This is a genomic window from Streptomyces sp. NBC_01244, from assembly GCF_035987325.1.
Taxonomy (GTDB): Bacteria; Actinomycetota; Actinomycetes; order Streptomycetales; family Streptomycetaceae; genus Streptomyces.
In genome coordinates, this window is the sequence record NZ_CP108488.1 from 8,679,840 (window position 1) to 8,696,308 (window position 16,469).

Here is a 16,469-nt window from a genome sequence, read left to right on the forward strand (position 1 = left end):
GGGGCGTGCGCGATGGGGCCGACGAACGCGCCATCGCCCAGCAGGTCATACTCCACTCCGCCGATATCTTCGTCCGGGCCTAGTCGACGTCGTCGCGCGTGGTGCCCATCTTCAGTCCGTCGACCCAGTTGACCGACTCGACGCCGGTGATGGTCGAGCCGTACGTGCCCCAGCGGGGCACGTTGCCCTTGAGGTCCCAGGTCCGCGCGTTGTGTCGGTCGACCACCAGTTGGCCGTTGACGTAGAGGGCGAAGGAACCGTTGGTGGACGACCGGGCGTTGATGCCCAGCTCGATCTTGTTCCAGGTGCCCGGGGTCCAGGGGACGCTTCCTGCGGCGATCCATTCCTCGCCCGGCGCGACGTACCAGATCTTCAGCCGGCTGTCCTCCACCTTCATCAGCACGGGGTAGTTCTGGTCCTGCTCCGCATCGGTGCCCCACGACTTCCACTGGAAGACGGTCTGAGCGTTCCCCGTCTTGGTCATGGACTCCCAGCCGAACCAGTACGTCCTGCCCTCGGTGAGGGTCCGGCCGGCGATGCCGAGGCCTTCGCAGCGTTCGGAGCCCGCCGGTTTGGTGAACGCGAAGATCTTGCCGCGGCCGTCGTTCCAGTCGGGCTGGTAGACGTACGAGGGGTCGTCGCACACGACCGTGGCGAAGACGGCGGTCCCTCCGTTGTCCGCGTCGCCGTCCCACTCGACCGCGGCGTGCGCGGGCGATGTCGTGGCGAAGGTGAGTGCGGCGGCCAGGGCGGTGGGGGCGAGGAGTCGGACGTTGCTTCGTTGCATGGTGTCCTCCTGGGAGTGGGGAAAGGGGAGTGGGGAGTCGGGAGTGGGGAAAGGGGCGAACGGGGGAGCGGAAGAGCCGGGTTGGCAACGTTGTCAACCCGTCGGCGAGGGGTCCGCCGCCACCGGCGGGCCCCTCGCCGGGCGGTTCAGCCGAGTCGGACCGTGATGGTCTGCGGCCCCCCGGCCCGGGCCGTGAGGTCGCCGAACGTGAGGGTCAGCGCATCGCCGGTGGTGGCCCCGGTGACGGTGGACGGCTTGGAGAGGACCTTGGAGACGCGGCGGTTCCACCGGACCTCCAGCGAGGTCGCCTGCCGGGCGGGGTCCGATACGACGACGGTCGCGGTTCCGTTCCGGTTCTCCCGGATCAGGACGGAGGCGGGGGCGCTTGCGGTGATCTTGTCCACGGTGCCCGGCATCCAGAAGTTGACGGCGGTGAAGCCGAGCCTGGCGACGCGCACGCCCTGCTGGGCGGCGGTGTTCGCCAGGACCTTCAGCCGGCCCCGGTCGCAGGAACGCTGCTGGGTGGACCGGGCACTGGCGCCCGGCAGGAGGACGTAGGCGTAGCCGGCGTCCACGGGATCGGTGCCGTGGTCGGTGAACAGGGTGAGGTAGCGGCGGGTGATCGGGTCGGCGGAGCCGCCGGTGTTGATGTCCTTCCAGGCGCCGGTGCGTTCCTCGCGTACGGCGCCGAGCCTGGTCCCGGCGGGGAAGACGTAGCCGGCCTGGCCCTCGATGTGCGCCCACTCGGCGCCCTCGAAGGTGGCCGTCCAGCCCTGCGTGACCGGCTGCCGCCTGCCGTCGACGGTCAGGGCGGGGGCGCCGGTGGTTCCGAGGTGGCGGTTGTCGATGGTGGTCTCGACGGGGAACCCGTCGGTGGAGCCGATGCCGGCGCCGAGGCAGACGATGGAGTCGTCCAGCCAGAACCAGGACTTCCTGGCGCTCATCGTGCCGCCCAGGCCCTTGAGGTGCTGGCCCGTGGCGCCGAACTCGCCGTCGGTGGTGCCGCCGACCCAGGCCGCGTCCGGTCGGGGGCCGCCCCAGTTGCCGCCCTGCCCGTCGGCGAGGGGCTTGCGGGAGGCGGTGATGCCGGGCAGCCGGTACGGGTCGACCGTGGGCCAGTACGCGTCGGAGTACTGCTCGAGACCGAAATCGCTGCCCCACCACGACAGCCAGCCGGCGCCCGTGTGGTATCCGCGGGCGTGCTCGCCGTTGCCGAACTCGTAGTGCGCGATGCGCTGGGACGCCATGCTCACCGAAGCCGCCCAGCCGCGGCGCCGGTGGGTGACCCGGTCCATGTTGTGGAACAGCCGGTGCCCGACGGGCTCGGGAGCCGCGGTCACCGAGGCGTCGTCCTGCAGAGCCTGCAGCAAGGAGGCCCGGATCAGGCTCAGGCCGGGGTTCTTGAGGGCGGGGTAGTGGTAGTCGCGCCGGAGCCAGCCCTTGACCATGGCGCGCCACCGCGCGTTCTCCTCCGGGGAAGCGCCCTGGCCGAGGAGGACGAGGGTGGCGAGGAGGCCGTGGGCGCGCACGTGGTCGCTGCCGCCCTGGCGGCTGATGCCCCGGGAGGAGACGTTGTCCATCATCAGGCCGTTGTAGATGAAGGGTGCGACGGCCGATTCCACGGTGTCGAGGAAGAGCTGGGTGTGGGGATCGTTCAGTTGCCAGGGGGATCCGCGCAGCAGTGCGAGGATCCGGCCCACGCCGTCGTGCAGCACCGAGCCGTAGCCGCCTATGTAGGGGACGGAGGTGTGCTGGATGAAGGAGCCGTCGGCGTAGAAGCCGTCGCCGGAGGTGACGTACGGGAAGACGGGGGTCAGGGCCCGGGCGGCCAGGGCGATCTTGTCGGGGTTCTCGCCGACCACCCCGCGCAGGATGATGCCGCGGCACAGGTCGACACGGTTCGCGCCGGTGCTGGTTCCGGTGTACGCGCCCACGGCCGAATCGGGCAGGAAGTGGTCCACGGCCGCGCAGAAGCGGGCCTTCTGGTCCTCCGTCAGGTGGTCGTGGATCAGCACGCAGGTGTCCATGAGGGCCTGCGGGGCGCCGATCTGCCAGTTCCACCAGTTGCCGTACGGGACGGTGGCCGGGTTGTACACCTGGTCATGGACGTGTTCGAGTCCGGTGATGACCGCTTCGAGCAGGGCGGTGTCACCGGTGAGCCCGGTTCCGGGCTGGCAGAAGGCCTGGGCCATGACGTTCAGCCTGGTGTAGCTGTCGTTCATGCGGGCCGAGAAGGCGTACGACTCCGCGTCGAGGTCGGGATCCGGGTCGGTCCAGATCACGCCGGGCCACAGGGAGCCGCCGGCGGGGGCCATCGTGGAGAGGTGACCGCGGGCCGTCGAGCCGAGGTTGGCGAGCAGTGTTCTGAAGGGTTCGGCCGTCGGGCTGAATCCGGTGCCAAGGATCAGGTTCCGCCATTGCGCGCGCAGGGCGGCGAACTCCTCCTCGCCGGCGGCCGCTTCGGCCGCCGTGGCCGGGAGAGAGGCCCAACCCGTGAGGCCCAACGCGAGGGCGCTGCCCCCCGCTGCGTGCAGGAAGGTACGACGGGGCCAGGGGGAAGCAGGCATGGAGGACCCAATCTGGTGCGGCGGAATCCGGTGCGGCGGTTGGTCTCGCTGGTTGGCCAGACTTCGATTCCGGTGACCGGAAGTCAATGCTCCGCTCTCATTCGGTCAAGAAGCGGTCACCGAGCCGCCGTTCGGGTCAACCGGCTGGGGGAGTTTGACGCCCCTGGGCGAGGGCGGGGGCGCCGCACGAGTTGCGCACCTTCAGCCGCGGCAGCAGCGCGACGTGCGAACTCTCGGCACCGGGGTGCTCCAGCCGGCGCAGCAGCAGGTTCAGGGCCGCTTCGCCGACCGCTCCCTTGACGGGTCCGACCGAGGTCAGGGGCACGTCCGCCAGCGTCGCCAGCTCGTCGTCGTAGCAGACGATCGAGAAGTCCTCCGGCACGCGCAGGCCCCGCGCGGTCAGCCGCTGGAGCAGGCAGATCGCGGCGGAGTCGGGATGTACGAGTGCGGCGCACACCTCGCCCGCGGCAGCGAGGCCGAGCAGCCGGTCGAGGCGCCGCTCGAAGCGATCGGCTTCACCCGGCTCCAGCGCTCCGGCCGGGGAGAGGTCGTCCTCGGGCAGGCCGAGGGACCCGACCGCGGCGCGGTACCCCTGCCGCAGGGCGGGTGAGGTGTGCGTGGCGCGGGAGAGCAGGGCCACGCGGCGATGTCCGAGGGCCGCCAGATGGCGGACGCCTGCGGCGGCGCCGTCCGCATGGGCCGAGCTGACACGGTCGATCTCCGCTCCGGGCGAGCCCGCCGGAACGTGCCGCTCCACCAGCACGGCGGGGACCGGCAGATCCGCGAGCTCCTGGAGGTCGCCGGGGTCCGGGCCGTCCACGCCCCAACTGGGGGTGAGCAGCAGGCCGGTGGCGCCCGCCCCGATGAGGGCGTCGATCCGCGTCTTGTCCTGCTCCCGGTCGTACTCGGTGGTCGCGACGAGCAGCCGGGCCCCGGCATCGGCGGCCGCGTCCCGGGCGCCGCGAATGACCGACGGATAGAAGTAGCCGGCCGCCGGGACCACCATCCCGAGCACGAGCCCGCGGGGTGCGACCGCAGGCACCTCGCGCGCCAGGCGTGCCTCGCGGGGGCTCAGCCGCGCCGTCGGCCACAGAGCCGAACCGTGCAGTCTCCGTACGAGCCCCGCGTCGGCGAGTGCCGCGACGTCACGTCTCGCGGTTTCCACGGAGATCCCGAGCTCGGTGGCGAGGTCGGAGACCCGCACGCTGCCGTGTTCCCGCACGAGGCGCAGCACCCTCTTGTGCCGCTCGTCGACCGTCTCCCGCATGCGATCTCCCTTGACCCCTCGGGCTGGTTCAGCCTAGCGTGATCCACGGCCTGTAGAAAGCGCTTTCTATGCGGGGCTTTCCTCCTGCCGGAGCCCTGTCGGCCCACGAGTCGAGCACCACCGGAAGTCACCGAAAGAGAGCGCACACGTGAAGCCACCCCACCCGCCCACTGCGGCGCCGACCGCGACGCCCGTCGCGACGTCGATCACGACGCTGGCCACGGACGAGACCGGCTTCCTGCGGAACGGCCGCCCGCACCGGATCGTTTCCGCGGCCATCCACTACTTCCGGGTGCATCCGGACCTCTGGGCCGACCGCCTGCTGCGCCTGCGCGCGATGGGCGTGAACACCATCGAGACCTATGTGGCCTGGAACGTCCACGAGCCCAGCCCCGGCGCCTTCACCTTCGGCGGGCCGAACGACGTGGCGGCCTTCATCCGGACCGCCGGTGACCTGGGCCTCGACGTCATCGTCCGGCCCGGCCCCTACATCTGCGCCGAATGGGACTTCGGCGGACTGCCCGGATGGCTGCTGGCCGACCGCACCATCCGGATCCGCCGCCGTGACCCCGCGTACCTGGCCGCCGTCGACGCGTGGTTCGACACCCTGGCCCCCGTACTGGTGCCCCTCCTCGGCAGCCGGGGCGGGCCGGTGGTGGCCGTGGGCGTCGAGAACGAGTACGGCAGCTTCGGCAACGACACCGGCTATCTGGAACACCTCCGCGACGGCCTGGTCCGACGGGGCCTGGACTGCCTGCTGTTCACCACCGACGGGGCCGACCACGGGTTCCAGCTCGGCGGGCGCATCCCCGGCGTCCTGACCACCGGGACCTTCGGTTCGCGCCCCGAGAGCTCGCTCGCGACCCTGCGCACGTACCAGCCGCAAGGGCCGCTGGTCTGCGTGGAGTACTGGCACGGCTGGTTCGACCACTGGGGCGAGCCGCACCACACGCGCGACGCGGAAGACGCCGCCGCCACCCTGGACAGCCTGCTCGCCGCGGGCGCCTCGGTGAACATCTACATGGGGCACGGCGGCACCAACTTCGGCTGGTGGAACGGCGCGAACCACGACGGCGCCTCCTACCAGCCCGACGTGACCAGCTACGACTACGACGCCCCCGTCGGCGAGGCCGGCGAACTCACCCGGAAGTTCCACCTCTTCCGCGAGGTCATCGCCCGGAACACCGGCCCCGTCACCCACGAACCCCCGCCTCTGCCCCCGCGCGTGGTTCCCCGGCTGCTCTCGGTGGACGGACACGTCTCGCTGGCCGACTCCCTGGACGCACTCGCCAAGCCCCTGCACCACGTCGAGCCGCTGACCATGGAGGAAGCGGGCCAGTCCCTGGGCCTGATCCACTACCGGACCCGCCTGCGGGGACCCCTGCCCGAGGCGGCGCTGCGCATCGACGGGCTGGCCGACCGGGCCCAAGTCTTCCTGGACGGAAGGGAGATCGGGCTCCTGGAGCGGGACGAGCCGCTCGCGGCCCTGCCCGTCGCCGTGCCCGACGGGGGTGCGGTGCTCGACATCCTGGTGGAGAACCAGGGGCGGATCAACTACGGGCCCCTGCTGGCCGATCGCAAGGGCATCCGCGACGGGGTCAGGCTGGACAACCAGTACCAGTTCGGCTGGGAGACCAGACCGCTGCCCCTCGACGACCTGTCCGGACTCGAGTTCGGCCACGGCGCGCTCCCGGACGGCCCCTCCTTCCACCGGGTCACCGTCGAACTGGACTCCGCCGCCGACGCGTTCATCGCCCTCCCCGGGTGGACCAAGGGCATGGTCTGGCTGAACGGCTTCGCCCTGGGCCGGTTCTGGGAGCGCGGTCCGCAGAAGACGCTGTACGCACCGGGTCCCCTGTGGCGCGCGGGCGAGAACACCCTGGTGATCCTCGAACTCCACCGGTCCGGGAACACCGTCGAACTCCGCGACGCACCGGACCTCGGCACGGAGGCGCCCGCGCCCATTCCCGTCTGGTAGGCAGGCGCCCGGGGCGCTCGCGGAGGCGGGGCGACGGGGAGGCGGCGCGCAGGCTGCCGCGGTCCCGACAGCAGGCGCCCTCCGCCGCCCCGCAGCCTGGCAGGCCCCGCAGCCCCGCCGCTGCGGGGCCCCGCGCGGGACCGTCAGGGCCGGATGGACCAAGGCCCGCCGGTGTGTGGCCGTGTCGCCGCCGGTGCCGGTGGGGCCCCTGTCATCGTGGGCCACCGCGTCCGTCTTCCCCGGGAGGTACCTCCGTGTCCCGACGCCCGCACGGCCACTCCGGCCGGATCCGCCCGTCGCTGCGCCTGGCCGCCGCCACCGCCGCGTGCGGCGCCCTGCTCGCCGTCTCCGTGCAGCCCGCACAGGCCGGAGCCGACCGCAATCCGCCGCCCGGAGCCGCCCTCCACCAAGAGCTGCGGGAGCTGGTGGAGCGGCCCGACGGGCCTCCCGGGGTCATCGCCGTCCTGCGCGACGGCGACCGCACGAAGGTCTACCGGGCGGGTGTCGCCGACGTGGAGAGCGGCCGGCCGCCGCGGGTCACGGACCACATGCGGATCGCCAGCGTCGCCAAGGCCTTCAGCGGAGCGGTGGCCCTCGGGCTCGTCGACCGCGGCCGGCTGCACCTCGACGACACGATCGGAGAGGTGCTGCCCGGACAGCCGGCCGCGTGGCACGAAGTGACGCTCCGTCAACTTCTGAATCACACCAGTGGGTTGCCCGACTACTCCAACTCCCAGGGGTTCATCGACATCGTCTCCGAGGACCCCCGTCACCACTTCGACTCCCGCCGCCTGCTGGAGTTCGTAGCCGACGAGGACCTCGCGTTCCGGCCGGGCAGCCGCTACGCGTACTCCAACTCCGACAACATCGCCGTCGCCCTCATGGCCGAGGCCGCCACCGGACGCCGGTACGAGACGCTGCTGCGCGAGCTCGTCTACGAACCCCTCGGCATGCGGGCCACCAGCCTGCCCCAGGGATACCGGCTGCCCGAGCCCTACCTCCACGGCTACCAGATCGATCCGCAGGAGGGGCCCGTCGACGTCAGCGAGGCCGTGGGCGCCTCGGGGGCCTGGGCGTCCGGAGGCATCGTCTCGACGCCGAAGGACCTGACCGCCTTCATCCGCGGCTACGCGGGCGGCACCCTGATCTCGGAGCGCACCCGGCGACAGCAGTTCACCTTCATCCCCGGAGCCCTGTCCCAGCCCCCCGGCCCCGGCCGCACCGAGGCGGGCCTGGCGATCTTCCGCTACACAACGCGCTGCGGAACGGTGTACGGGCACACCGGCAACACGCCCGGCTACACGCAGTTCGCGGCGGCCACGGCGGACGGCCGGCGCTCGCTGACCTTCTCCATCACCACGCAGACGTCCCTGAGCAACAACCCCGACCTGCTCGAGCAGGTCCGGGAGGTCCAGGAGGACTTCGTCTGCGCCCTGCTGCGCAAGTGACCCGGCGCCCGCACCCGCACGGTCCCCGCGGGTGCGGGCTGCACCCCCATGGGGGAAGCTGGGAATACCCCGGTGGTGCCGGCGGCGCACAGAGTGGCGAGGAAGGTCTTCCGTGAACGTTTCCGCAGGTGGCCGCCCCGGACACGCATCCCGGCGCAACGCGTCCCGGCGCAAGGCGCGGACCGCCACCCTGCTGTGCGCGGTGGCGGCGATGACGGCCGCCGTGCTCCCGGCCTCCGCGGCCCCCTCCTCGCACACCGGCGGCTCCGCCTCCGCGGCCCGGGCGCCGGTCGGTGAGGATCCGGTCGTGGTCGTCGACTGCTTCTCGCAGGCACAGATGCGCCCCCAGGAGTACCTCCTGGCCTGCGGCGACGGGAACAACCGGCTCGTCGGGCTCCGCTGGGACAGCTGGGGGCCGGGCAGCGCCACGGCCACCGGCACCGACATGGTGAACGACTGCCGCCCGTACTGCGCCGCCGGCCGCTTCCACGCCTACCCGGTCAGGGTGACCCTGAGCAACCCGCAGGCCTGGCCCGAGCACCCCGATCTCCGGCGCTTCACCACGATCCGGCTCCTCTACACCGACACCGCACCGGACCCGGTCCCCAAGGACGTCACCTACAAGCTGGTGTACTGACGCGGATTCGACGCCGATTCGACGCGGATCACGTGCTCCCGGGTTACGGTCGGCGGCATGGACCTTGATCGACAAGGGTGGCGCCGGTGTCTGCTGAGCGGGGCCGTCTTCGCCGTCTGCATGGCCGGTACCACGCTGCCGACCCCCCTCTACGGGCTCTACCAGGAGAAATTCGGCTTCTCCGCGCTGATGGTGACCGTGGTGTACGCCGTGTACGCCTTCGGGGTCATCGGCGTCCTGCTGCTCGCGGGCAACGCCTCGGACGCCGTGGGCCGGCGGCCGGTGCTGCTGGCGGGGCTCGGGTTCGCCGCGGTGAGCGCCGTCTGTTTCCTGTGCGCCGACGGGATGCCCTGGCTGTACGCGGGACGGCTGCTGTCGGGTCTGTCCGCCGGCCTGTTCACCGGGGCCGCCACGGCGTACGTGATGGAGCTGGCACCGCCCGGCGGAGCCTCGCGGGCCACGCTCGTGGCGACGGCCGCCAACATGGGCGGACTGGGCTGCGGTCCGCTGCTCGCCGGAGTCCTCTCGCAGTACGCCTCCTGGCCGCTGTACCTGCCGTTCGTGGTGCACCTCGTGCTCGTGGCCGGCGCGGCGGTGGTCCTGCTGCGGCTCCCGGAGACGGTCCGTGAGCGACGGCCGCTGAGCACGGTACGACCGCAGCGGCCCGCTCTGCCCCCGCAGGTGCGGGCGGTGTTCGGGCCGGCCGCGATCGCCGCGTTCGTGGGATTCGCCCTGCTCGGGGTGTTCACCTCCGTCAGCCCGGCGTTCCTCGCGCAGTCCCTGGACGTGCACAACCGCGCCCTGAGCGGGCTGGTGGTCGCACTGGCCTTCTTCGCCTCGACCGCCGGGCAGTCGGTGGTCGGCCGCGTCGGCGTGCAGCGCTCGCTGCCGCTCGGGTGCGCCGCGCTCCTCGCCGGGCTGGCGCTGCTCGCGGGCGCGCTGTGGTGGGACCTGCTGACGCTGGTGGTGCTGAGCGCCCTCGTCGGCGGACTCGGGCAGGGGCTGGCCTTCCGCGGGGCACTGTCCGCGGTGGCCGGGGCGTCCCCCGCGGACCAGCGGGCAGCGGTGATCTCCACGCTGTTCCTGGTGGCGTACACCGGCATCTCGCTGCCCGTGATCGGGGTGGGCGTCCTGGAAGGACCCCTCGGGCTGGAGGGTGCGGGACTGGTGTTCATCGGGTGCATGGCGGTGCTCGTCCTGACCGCGGCCGGTTACCTGCTCAGGCGCCCGGAGCGGGCCGCCGCGCACTGAGCGCCACCTCGGCCATCGTGTCCGGGACCGGGACCGAGTCCGGGGCGGGGACCGGGACCGGGGCGGGGACCGGGACCGGGACCGCCCAATGACGGTCCTGCTCGAAGGTGCGGAGCAGGTCCGCCGCGACGCTCACCGCGATCGTGGCCGGCTCCTTGCCCGTGATCTCGGTCAGCCCGATCGGGGTGGTGATCCGGTCGATGGTGCCGGCGTCGTGACCGCCCTCGGCCGCCAGGCGCTGCCGGAACCGCGCCCACTTCGCGGACGAGCCGATCAGACCGATCGAGCCGAGACCGTCGGTGCGCAGGGCGGCGTCGCACAGCGCGGCGTCCTCGGCGTGGTCGTGCGTCATGATCAGGACGTGGGTGCCGGGCGGCAGCTCCCCGAGCACCGTCTCCGGCAGCAGCGGGGTGTGGTGCACGTGGACCTGCGCCACCGCGTCGCCGAGCACACCGAGCCGTTCGCCGGTGAGCATGTCGGCGCGGCTGTCGACGAGGTGCAGGTCGAGGTCCTGGCGGGCCAGGATGCGCGCAAGTTCCAGCCCGACGTGCCCGACGCCGAAGACGGCCACCGCCTGGACCACCGGCAGCGGTTCGAGCAGCACGGTGACGGCTCCGCCGCAGCACTGCACGCCGTGCCGGCTGGTGACCTTGTCGTTCAGGGCGAACTCCATCAGCTCCGGCTCCGGATCGGCCGCGCCGCTCAGTTCGCGCGCCCGGTCGATGGCGACGGCCTCGATGTTGCCGCCGCCGATCGAACCCCAGGTCCCGGTCCGTCCCACGACCAGCTTGGCACCGGCCCGCCGGGGCGCGTGGCCGCGCACGGCCGCGACGGTCACGAGCACACCGGGTTCCCGGCGTGCCCGCAACCGCGCGACCGCGGCGACCCAGCTCATGTCAGACATTGCTCAAAGCGCTTGCGTCGGCGAGGACCCCGCTGCCGTCGGGCGTCCGCCCGTCGCGGAACGCACCGCCCCGGCGGGCTCCTTCGATCGCCCAGTACACCGCCTCGGGCGTGGCCGGCGAGGCCAGCTCCACGCTGATCCCGGCGGGCCCGAACTCCGCGGCCGCCTGCCGCAGGGCCTCCCGTACGGAGAAGGCCAGCATCAGCGGGGGCTCACCGACCGCCTTGGACCCGTAGACCGCACCTTCCTCGGTGGCGTTCTCCAGCAGCCTGACGTTGAACTCCTCGGGCATCTCCGAGAAGCTCGGCAGCTTGTACGTGCTCGCGGCCTGGGTCAGCAGGCGGCCGCGGTTCGGGCCGTCGCCGGAGTCCCAGCGCATGTCCTCCAGCGTCAGCCAGCCCGCGCCCTGGACGAAACCGCCCTCGACCTGGCCGATGTCGATCATCGGGGAGAGGCTGTCGCCGACATCGTGGACGATGTCCACCCGCCGGATCCGGTACGCGCCCGTGAAGCCGTCCACTTCCACCTCGGTCGCGGCCGCCCCGTAGGAGAAGTACTTGAACGGCGAGCCGTGGAACGCCTTCGCGTCCCAGTGCAGTCCCTCGGTCCGGTAGAAACCCGCCGCCGAGAGCTGGACCCGCTGGAAGTACGCGGTGCGCACCAGGTCGTCCCAGGCCAGCTCCTTGTCGACGCCCAGGGCGCGCACGACGCCCTCGACGATGCGCACGTCCGAGGCGTTCGTACCCAGCTGCGTGCCAGCCACCTGGAGCAGCCGCTCGCGGATCTGCTCGCAGGCGTTCTTCACCGCCGCGCCGTTCAGGTCGGCTCCCGCACTGGCGGCGGTCGCCGAAGTGTTGGGCACCTTGTCGGTACGCGTCGGCGCCAGCCGCACCTTGTGCAGCGGGATGCCCAGCGTGGTGGCGGCCACCTGCAGCATCTTGGTGTGCAGGCCCTGCCCCATCTCGGTGCCGCCGTGGTTGATCAGGACGGAGCCGTCCTTGTAGACCAGCACCAGCGCACCGGCCTGGTTGAAGGCGGTGAGGTTGAAGGAGATGCCGAACTTGATCCCGGTCATCGCGAGCGCCCGCTTGGTGTTCGGGTGCGCGGCGTTGAAGGCCGCGATCTCGCGCTTCCGCTCGGCCAGGGTGGCGTCCTCCTGGACCTGCTGCCAGATGACGGAGATCCGCTCGGGGTGGGGGACGGGCTGCCCGTACGGGGTCGACTGGCCCTGCCGGTAGAAGTTGCGCTCGCGCAGCTCCATCGGATCCAGGCCGAGCAGCGGCGCGCACCGGCCCATGATGTCCTCGATCACCAGCATGCCCTGGGGTCCGCCGAAACCGCGGAAGGCAGTGTTGGAGACCTTGTTGGTCTTGGCGATGCGGCCGGCGATGCGCGCGTTGGGAAGCCAGTAGGTGTTGTCGATGTGGCACAGCGCGCGGGCCACCACGGGCTCGGACAGGTCCAGGCTCCAGCCGCCGTCGGCGGTCAAGGTGGCGTCCAGGGCCTGGATGCGGCCCTCGGCGTCGAAGCCGATCTTCCACGTGGCGTGGAACCCGTGGCGCTTGCCGGACATGGTCAGGTCCTGGGTGCGGTTGAGCCGTACCCGGACCGGCCGGCCGGTGAGCTTGGCGCCGAGCGCGGCGACGGCCGCGAACCCGTGCGGCTGCATCTCCTTGCCGCCGAAGCCGCCACCCATCCGCAGGCACTGCACGGTCACCTCGTGGCTGTGCAGGCCGAGTACGTGGGCGACGATCTCCTGGGTCTCCGAGGGGTGTTGGGTGCTGCTCTGGACGAACATCTGCCCGTTCTCGTCGAGGAGAGCGAGCGCCGCGTGCGTTTCCAGATAGAAGTGCTCCTGGTCGGAGAACTGGAACTCGCCGGTGAACACGTGCGCGGAGTCCTCGAAGCCGGCGTCCACGTCGCCGGTCACCATCAGGGGCCGGGCGCCGTGGAAGCTCCCGGTCTCGATCGCCTCCCGCAGGGTGATCACGGAGGGTTCCTCGTCGAGCTCCACCTCGACGGCCGCCGCACCGAGCCGGGCCGCCTCCACGCTCTCGCCCAGGACCCAGGCGACCGCGTGGCCGTGGAACATGACCGTGTCGGGGAAGAGGGGTTCGTCGTGCTTCATTCCGGCGTCGTTGACGCCGGGCACGTCGGCCCCGGTCAGTACGCGGACCACACCGGGCACGGCGAGCGCCGGCTCGGTGCGCAGCGCCGTGATCCTGCCGTGGGCCTTCATGACCTGGACCGGGTAGGCGTGCAGGACGTCCTTGGTGCGGTGGACCAGGTCGTCGGTGTAGAGCGCCGCACCGGTGACGTGCAGGTTCGCGCTCTCGTGCGGCATCGAAACCCCGACGACGGGCTTTTCGGGACGCTGGGACAACTGGCTCATGACGACACCGCCTCGGTGGTTTGCGCGTACAGCTTGAGCAGGCTCTGACCGAGCATCGCGGAGCGGTAGAGGGCGCTCGCGCGATGATCGTCCATCGGGGTGCCCTCGGCCCGAAGGATCCGGGCGGCGGCCTCGACGGTCTCCGCCGTCCAGGCCCTGCCCTCCAGGGCCGCTTCGGTGGTGAGCGCGCGGATCGGGGTGGCGGCCACGCCGCCCAGGCCGATCCGCGCCTTGCGGACGGTCCCGTCCTCGATGTCGAGGGCGAAGGCGACCGCGACGCTGGAGATGTCGTCGAAGCGCCGCTTGGCGATCTTGTGGAAGGCCGTGACCGGCGACAGCGGCAGCGGGATGCGCACCGCGCGGATCAGCTCGCCGGGACGGCGCACGCTCTGCCGGTAGCCGGTGAAGTAGTCGGCCAGCGGTACCTCGCGCTCGCCGTCGGTGCCGGCCAGCAGCAGCGAGGCCTCCAGCGCGAGCAGCACCGGCGGGCTGTCACCGATGGGCGAGCCGGTACCCAGGTTGCCGCCGAGGGTCGCGCTGTTGCGGATGAGCCGGGACGCGAACTGCGGGAAGAGATCTGCCAGGAGCGGGACGCTGCCGTCGAGCCGGCGTTCGATCTCGGTGAGCGTCTGCGCCGCACCGATCTCGATGTGACCGGATTCGACGCGCAGCTCCCGCAGTTCGGGCAGCCGGTCGACCGCGACCACGCAATCGGCCCGGCGGGAGCGGATGTTCACCTCCACGCCCCAGTCGGTGCTGCCGGCGACCACGACCGCCCCGGGCCGCTCGCGCAGCAGCCGCACCGTCTCCGCGAGGGTGCCGGGCCGCAGGAACTCGGCGCCGTCCTGGGCGTATTCGGTGGCGGCCGGCTCCGGCGGGGACTGCTCGCGGCGCTGCGCCAGGACGTCGTCCTCGGTGGGCGAACCGACGGCGAACGCGGCATCGCGGATCGGGCGGTAGCCGGTGCAGCGGCACAGGTTTCCGCTCAGCGCGTGCAGGTCGAAACCGTTCGGGCCGTGCTCGGAGTCGGTGTCGTCGGCCGGGTCCGCGGCCGGGTCCGTGTGTGCGCAGCGGTCGGGCCGGTAGTACTCGGAGGCCATGCTGCAGATGAACCCCGGTGTGCAGTAACCGCATTGGGAGCCACCGCGGACGGCCATCTCCTCCTGCACGGGGTGCAGCGCGGTGGGTACGCCGGCCGCGTCGACGGTGGCGAGGCCTTCGGAGGTGACGACCTCCTGCCCGTCGAGGGCCAGGGCCGGGACCAGGCAGGCGTTGACCGCCACCCAGTCGGTGGGCTTGTTCACCCCCGGCCGGGCCACGAGCACCGAACAGGCGCCGCATTCGCCCTCGGCGCAGCCCTCTTTGGTGCCGGTGAGGCCGCGGTCGCGCAGGAAGTCCAACACCGTGGTGTGGGCTGCGGCCGGAGAGATCGGTGTTTCTTTCCCGTTGACCGTGATCCGCGCCGCTACCACGGCACGTCCCCGTTCCGGGGCGCGGTCGATCGGACAGTCCTTGTTGCCATGGCAGGAGCTTTCTCGTTCAGTGGCCGCGGCTCGACAACCCGGAGCGCGGCGAATCGGCACGCGAGGAGGCGCCGTAAGTGCTGACAGAGTGGTGGAAAACGTCCGGGGCCGCGAGCGGGCACGCCGGGAAAGAGGGCCGTTCAGCAGCCGTGTGCGACCCGACCCGGAGCCCAGGCGATCTGGTGTGCGAGGCGAAGCGGTACGGAGATGGTCGACATCCGGCTTCGCCTCCTTCCAGTGGCTCTCGAGTTGGTGCGGTCGAAGTTACGTGCCGGAGATTGATCGGTCAAGCACATCTCGGTCGATTCCACGAAGTCCGGCGACGGTACGGGGCGCGCATTCGTACGCGAAACCAGTCGCCGACCCGCAGGTTTTCCCGACGGACCGGGCCGCGTCGGTCACCGGGGGCCGCAGACACGGGGGCGGCCGGCGACGTCGAGGGTGAGGCCGTGCGGCTGGAGGATGGTGCGGGTGTCGAAGGTGGCCGTGGTGCCGGGGGACTGGCCGATCCGGTAGTCGCGGGCGAGGGTCGCGGCGGCGATGGTCATGGCGGTGGTGGCGAAGTGCGTACCGAGGCAGTTGCGCGGCCCGCCGCCGAAGGGCATGAACGCGTACTTGGGCAGGGGGCTGTCGGGGCGCTCGATCCAGCGGTCCGGGTCGAAGGCGGCGGGCCGGTCGTAGTGCTGCGGGTCGCGGTGTAGGACGAAGGGGCTGACGCCGACCCGCTGGCCGCGGCGGAGCGGGTAGCCGGCGAGCTCGGTGGGTTCCTCCACGGTCCGCTGGACCAGCCAGAGCGGGGGATAGAGCCTCAGGGTCTCCTTCACGACGGCCCCGGCGACGGCCAGCCGGGGCACATCGGCCGCGGTGGGGGGCCGCCCGGCGAGTTCCCGGTCGGCCTCGTCCCGCACCCGACGGCGCAGGTGCGGATGCCGGTCGAGGAGGAGAAGCAGCCAGGAGAGCGCGGCGGCGGTGGTCTCGTGGGCGGCGAACAGGTTGGCGACGATCACGCTCGTCGCGCCCTCGCGGGTGAGGGCGCCTTCCTCACACGCGGCGTCGAGGAGGTCGGCGACCGCGGGCGGGGAGTCGTCCCGCCGTGTGGTGCGGCGCCGCAGCATCAGCGAGGAGACCTCTTCGGCGAGGTCGCGGGAGGCGCGGAGCAGGCGGCGCCGGCGCGGCGCGTGCCAGCGCGCGGGCAGGGGCAGGGCGGGAGGCAGCAGCGCGTCCTGTAGACGGGCCAGGAGACCGGGGACCGCGCCCGTCTCGGGCCCGAGGCAGAATTCCGCGATGAGGTGGGCGGTGAGGTCCTCCAGTGCCGGGATCGCCTCGATCCTGCCGCGTGCGTGCCAGGTGTCCGCGTGCCGGGTGACGGTGGCCGCGAGGCTGTCACCGGCGGCCCGCGCGGCGGTCCGGTTCAGGCCGCGTCCGGCGAGGGAGCGGGCCCGCATCCACAGGGCCAGGTCCTCGGAGGCGCGGCTTCCGTCGATCGTTTCGCCCAGCAGGTCGCGGGCGATGGTGTAGGTGGTGTTGGTGTGCTTGAGCACCTGCTCCGCGAGGACGGGTGAGTTCACGAGGTACAGGTCGTCGTCGAAGCGGACCAGGTCGCCGTACTCCTGCTGGTCGAGCAGGAAGCCGAGGCGGTCCCGCTCGAACGCACGCCTGTTGCCGTGCCGCCCGGCCCCGGAAGGGCCGGGCGGCATGCGGGTCGACAGCACGGG

At 72.1% G+C, this 16,469-nt stretch carries 11 protein-coding genes; 4 read left to right on the top strand and 7 right to left on the bottom strand.

Translation table 11 applies throughout. The features are described from left to right. Positions 1–79: 79 nt before the first annotated feature. The 3 genes from OG247_RS38615 to OG247_RS38625 all read right to left on the bottom strand — a co-directional run bounded on the left by OG247_RS38615 (position 80) and on the right by OG247_RS38625 (position 4,621). Positions 80–787, bottom strand: coding sequence for a heparin lyase I family protein (locus OG247_RS38615; RefSeq protein ID WP_327256620.1), 708 nt, complete (start codon positions 785–787; stop codon positions 80–82). A gap of 146 nt (positions 788–933) precedes the next feature. After that, entirely contained in the window at positions 934–3,354 is a 2,421-nt protein-coding gene (locus OG247_RS38620; RefSeq protein ID WP_327256621.1) for a polysaccharide lyase 8 family protein, read from the bottom strand. 136 nt (positions 3,355–3,490) lie between these two features. Continuing rightward, entirely contained in the window at positions 3,491–4,621 is a 1,131-nt protein-coding gene (locus OG247_RS38625) for a LacI family DNA-binding transcriptional regulator (protein WP_327256622.1), read from the bottom strand. Positions 4,622–4,769: 148 nt separating this feature from the next. Here OG247_RS38625 and OG247_RS38630 point away from each other — a divergent pair, with 148 nt between their 5' ends. The 4 genes from OG247_RS38630 to OG247_RS38645 all read left to right on the top strand — a co-directional run bounded on the left by OG247_RS38630 (position 4,770) and on the right by OG247_RS38645 (position 9,935). After that, positions 4,770–6,599 (top strand): glycoside hydrolase family 35 protein, encoded by a 1,830-nt coding sequence (locus tag OG247_RS38630; protein WP_327256623.1) that lies wholly within the window; start codon positions 4,770–4,772, stop codon positions 6,597–6,599. Positions 6,600–6,853: 254 nt separating this feature from the next. Next, positions 6,854–8,047, top strand: coding sequence for a serine hydrolase domain-containing protein (locus OG247_RS38635; RefSeq protein ID WP_327256624.1), 1,194 nt, complete (start codon positions 6,854–6,856; stop codon positions 8,045–8,047). A gap of 112 nt (positions 8,048–8,159) precedes the next feature. Further along, positions 8,160–8,684, top strand: coding sequence for a hypothetical protein (locus OG247_RS38640; RefSeq protein ID WP_442813524.1), 525 nt, complete (start codon positions 8,160–8,162; stop codon positions 8,682–8,684). Positions 8,685–8,741: 57 nt separating this feature from the next. Beyond that, a complete protein-coding gene (locus tag OG247_RS38645; RefSeq protein ID WP_327256625.1) occupies positions 8,742–9,935 on the top strand; it encodes an MFS transporter in 1,194 nt (397 codons plus the stop codon). On the opposite strand, the gene xdhC is transcribed toward OG247_RS38645, so the two are convergent. From xdhC to OG247_RS38665, 4 genes are all read right to left on the bottom strand, one after another. Beyond that, positions 9,904–10,830: a xanthine dehydrogenase accessory protein XdhC gene (xdhC, locus tag OG247_RS38650; protein WP_327257782.1), complete on the bottom strand. Its 927-nt coding sequence runs from the start codon at positions 10,828–10,830 to the stop codon at positions 9,904–9,906. The genes OG247_RS38645 and xdhC overlap by 32 nt on opposite strands. A gap of 1 nt (position 10,831) precedes the next feature. Next, positions 10,832–13,231: a xanthine dehydrogenase molybdopterin binding subunit gene (gene xdhB / locus OG247_RS38655; RefSeq protein ID WP_327256626.1), complete on the bottom strand. Its 2,400-nt coding sequence runs from the start codon at positions 13,229–13,231 to the stop codon at positions 10,832–10,834. Then, positions 13,228–14,703, bottom strand: a complete 1,476-nt coding sequence (locus OG247_RS38660; protein WP_327256627.1) for a xanthine dehydrogenase small subunit — start codon at positions 14,701–14,703, stop codon at positions 13,228–13,230. Before OG247_RS38660 ends, xdhB begins: the two co-directional genes overlap by 4 nt. A 449-nt stretch (positions 14,704–15,152) precedes the next feature. Beyond that, a complete protein-coding gene (locus OG247_RS38665) occupies positions 15,153–16,466 on the bottom strand; it encodes a cytochrome P450 (RefSeq protein ID WP_327256628.1) in 1,314 nt (437 codons plus the stop codon). Positions 16,467–16,469: the final 3 nt, after the last annotated feature.